Origin of the sequence: Chryseobacterium sp. (assembly GCF_022712095.1) — a bacterium.
Taxonomy (GTDB): Bacteria; Bacteroidota; Bacteroidia; order Flavobacteriales; family Weeksellaceae; genus Chryseobacterium.
In genome coordinates this window covers 1-4,391 of the sequence record NZ_JALAHD010000086.1, presented here as the reverse complement: position 1 = coordinate 4,391, position 4,391 = coordinate 1, and the positions used below count along the sequence as shown (strand labels likewise).

The following is a 4,391-nucleotide window of genomic DNA, read 5'->3' as shown; positions in this document are numbered from 1 at the left end:
TTGCAAATATACAACTTTATAAACCATAAAATAACAAAAATGACAAAAAAATAAAATATAAACACTAAAAACACAAATAATATAAACTAAAACACAAATATACACAAACAAGTTCCCAATAATACCCAAAATATGGATAGATGGAAAAAATTGAAACCTCAGACTGGCGGGGTCCCCCTCGAAAAACCTCAATAATTAAAATCAACAAATAATTTATTACATAACAAAAATCTATAAGATGAAAAAAATTTTAATGGTCTTAATGACTGTATTATTGACGTCCTATTCTTTTTCACAGGTCGGAATAAATACAGAAACCCCTAACCCTAAAACACTATTACACGTTTCAGAAAGAAACAAAATTACTGATGCAGTACAAAGCAAAGGAGTAATACTCCCCCGTCTTACCGAAACGGAAAGAAATGCTATAGCTCCCGGCGATACAGAAAACAGCTTAATGATCTACAATACCTCAGAAGATTGCTACAACTACTGGAATAATGAAGAGGGTGAATGGAAAAGCGTATGTGGCAATATGGGAAATGCCAAATTCACTTTTGATTGTGGTGACAACCTTCAGGTAAATGGAACCTATATTAAACAATCCGCACTTACTGAAAGCAACTACATTTCCGTTCAGATTGTAAACGTAACTAAACCAGGATCCTATACAATTATCGCCACTCCTAATAATGATAATGGATATTCTTTCGTAGGACAAGGTGTATTTACTGCTACAGGAATACAGACCGTAAAATTATACGGACAAGGTATTCCGGTAAATGCTCAGGTGGATGATTTCACTATTACATCTTCAGGATCTACCGAAACTTGTACAACTCAGGTAACAGTAAACACTAACGTAGCAGCTTATTCATTAAACTGTGCCTCTATCATGGTGAACGGTACTTACATCAAAGGAACTGCATTAACAAGCACTAACGTAATCACCGTAAACGTAACTGTAAGTACTGTGGGATCTTACCATATTTCCACTCCTGTAGTAAATGGTATTTCTTTCGCAGCAGCAGGGACATTTACTTCTACAGGGACATTTCCGGTCACTTTAGTCGGTAGCGGAACTCCTACAACAAACAGTAATTTCAATATTGATGTGACATCCAACACCATTGGAGGGCAGGCAACCTGTACAGCAGTAGTATCTGTGACACTCCCTCCCATGACCTATGCTATCATCGGAACAGGTGACTATTCATGGGCTTCACCGCAAAGATCTCAAGCACTTAGTTCTTCTACCAATTTCGGACCTTCAGGAACAGTAAAAATTGTAAGCTTAACTCAATTATGGAGTACTACCTCGCCAGCCACAGCAGTAAGTAACCTTACAAATACTTCTATGGCTAAACCGGACATCATCCTGTATTTCTCCTACGGAGCAGCTCCTACCACTCAATTATCAAGTGAATTAAATAACTATGTGAATAATGGAGGCGTTCTGATCTACGGCACAACAGATAGTAATTATACCCAGGCAAACATTATGCTGAATGGTATATTTGGATTGAACACCGCGCAAAACCAAATTGCAGGAACTCAAGGAGACGACAATGCCTATCCTATCAATAACCTTCCGGATGATGAAATCATCAACGGACCTTTCGGAAATACCGCAGGTAAATATTGGGGAGAAGATAACGGCTCTACAGGATCTGTAATTACAACCCAATTGCCTCCGAATTCTACTCAAATAGCTTCGGCAGCTAATTCTGCCGGAAAACCTACAGTAGACCCTGAATATTCCATAGTATGGTACAATAACAGTAAAAATTTCGTTTACTTTGGTGATTCAGTAGCTTCTACAGCATCTTCTACAGATCAGAGAGGTTGGCCATCTATTTATAGTTCAGGCGTCCCAAAAACAAAATATTACGGATATACTCCACAATATGTTTATAACGCTATCTTAGAGATGAACTCTGTAGCATGGGCGATTAGAAAAGCTGCAATCGCAGGTATTAATCCTCACTAATTAATACAATAAGTCTTCACATTTAAAAGTGAAAAGGGCTGTTGACTCTATGAGTCACAGCCCTTTTTTATATGCAAATAAATCAGATTAAAAAAAGTTTCACAAAAGTGAATTAAAACAAAAAGCCTCCTAATGAAGGAGGCTATAAAACACAAATGATGAAAAAAAAATTATTTTTTCATCTCAAATATACGACAATATGTGGTAGAAATAAAATAATGCATAAAAGCAAAATAAAATACAAAATATAAGATTAATCTCATATGAATATTTAATAAAAAATATAAATACAATATAGTACACTTTACTTTAATTAAGTATTGCTACAGCACCATCTACCTAATTTATTTTTTTTAAAAAAATACTCACATCCACTCATAAAGCATATAAAACATCCCGTACACCACACAAAAACCCATAAAACCACAAAGCCCATTGCAATCTGCTATTATTTTGTATTAATAATAAAAAAATCCCCCAGTTACACTGAGGGAAATCGATAATAAATTTTTTTGAAGATTATATTATATATAAAAAAGCAAATCCTATGCCTCTTACTTTTATTTATAGTTCTAATAATCTGATATTTATCACCTATTTTTAATAAAACTAATTTTATAACTCTAAAAAAGAGCAAGTAGGTTTTTATTTTTTTAACATTGATTAACATTAGCTTGGCTTTATTATTGAAAATATAACATCACACGCTTCTCTGAAGTGAATAGATACTAAAAATTTGAGTTATGAAGAATATAGTAATAACAGGTTTATTGTCGGTTGTATTGTTAAATGCCTGTAAAAAAAATGATCAGCTTTCTGAAAAATCTCTGGAACAACAGAAATTAGATTTTCAATCTAGACAGCTGGAAATAGAAAAACAAAAGCTGGCGATTGAAAAAGAAAAAATGGCTTATGAAATACAAAAGAAAACCGATAGTATAGAGCAGAAAGCAAAAGTAGCATCTGCCAGTAACGCTCAGAATAAAAGTACAACAAGAACTATTTACAGGGACCGGGATACTTCTTCTCATAATTCAGGTAGTACTTCCTATGCAAGCAACTCTTCTTCATCTCAGGGTACCACTCAGAAAAAAGGAATGAGTAAAGCAGCTAAAGGAACAATCATAGGTACAGTAGGAGGTGCAGCTGCAGGGGCTATCATCAGTAGAAAAAACCGAGGACTTGGAGCCGTTATTGGGGGAATTGCAGGGGGTGCTACAGGTTATACCATAGGGAGGTCTCAGGATAGAAAGGATGGCAGGGTCCAACCCAAATAGTAATTATATCTAAAAAGAATAAAAGATTGCTTAATTTTAGGCAATCTTTTTTTATGATATCAATTCTTGTTTCAGTGATCGTCATTATCCCCACTCTATTAGGATGGGGAAAGATTACAGAAAAAATAACAGGCTCCTTATTCCATGGAGTTTCAGGAATACTTTTCTCAGGAATACTAGGACTAAGTACTCTATGGACAATTCTTGCTTTTTGGATTCCTTTAAATTTGTCTATTGAAATCTTAACCATTTTGGCTGGAATCTTCTATTTCATAAAGGATAAGCAGTACTATAATTTATATAACCTTCTCAAAACAAACAAGCTACTTGTTCTCTACACAGGACTAATTATCTTATTTTGTGGTACATTCTACCCTTTCATTCTTGACCATTTCGGATATTATGTACCGAGTATCAAATGGATCAGCGAGCATGGCCTGGTTAAAGGAATTTCCAATTTAGATTTGATTTTAGGACAAATGTCTGTATGGCACATATTTCAGGCAGGCTTTTCTCATCTTATTGATCCGTTTTTAAGGATTAATACCATTTTACTTATTATTTACAGCTTATATATTGTAGAAAAGCGTCAGTGGATTCATTTGTGTTTCCTTCCGGTGATGCTCTTATTTGCTCAATCGCCCAGTCCGGATCTTCCTGTTTTTATTTTTTCTTTGGTCATACTTAATGAAATACTATCAGGAAATACTAAAACTTCTATTCTGTTTGCTTTTTCCATTTTTGTGTTTATTATAAAACCGACTATGATATGGCTTCCTTTAGTAAGTTTTCTATATTCGGTTTTTATTATAAAATCTCCACCCAAAGGATACTTATTAGGATTTGGGCTTCTTCTTTTATTTTTCTTAAAAAACTTTTGGGTTTTTGGTTACCCTATTTTCCCTGTCGCTATTGGCAGTTTTGATTTCAACTGGCAACCTAATCCCGAAATATTAAAAACTTCATCCGAATATGCAATTCGAAAAACTTACGACATGCAATATTCTTATGAACAGATTAAAAATTTTTCACAATTAGACTATATTAAAAACTGGTTATTCTTAAAGGGAATTAAATCCAAAATGAATATTCTTTTAATTGTCAGCCTTTTGGGTTTCATTATC

Annotated in this window: 2 protein-coding genes and 1 pseudogene; all 3 read left to right on the top strand. The window is 34.2% G+C overall.

Annotation, left to right across the window (positions count from 1 at the left end):
• The first annotated feature begins 238 nt into the window (after window positions 1-238).
• The gene (locus Q0A18_RS04175) at window positions 239-1,990 is read left to right on the top strand and encodes a hypothetical protein (protein WP_292008916.1); all 1,752 of its coding nucleotides are present in this window, start codon (window positions 239-241) and stop codon (window positions 1,988-1,990) included.
• Window positions 1,991-2,733: 743 nt separating this feature from the next.
• A complete protein-coding gene (locus Q0A18_RS04170) occupies window positions 2,734-3,267 on the top strand; it encodes a YMGG-like glycine zipper-containing protein (protein WP_292008915.1) in 534 nt (177 codons plus the stop codon).
• Window positions 3,268-3,320: 53 nt separating this feature from the next.
• Window positions 3,321-4,391, top strand: a pseudogene (locus Q0A18_RS04165) (hypothetical protein); the annotation flags it as partial.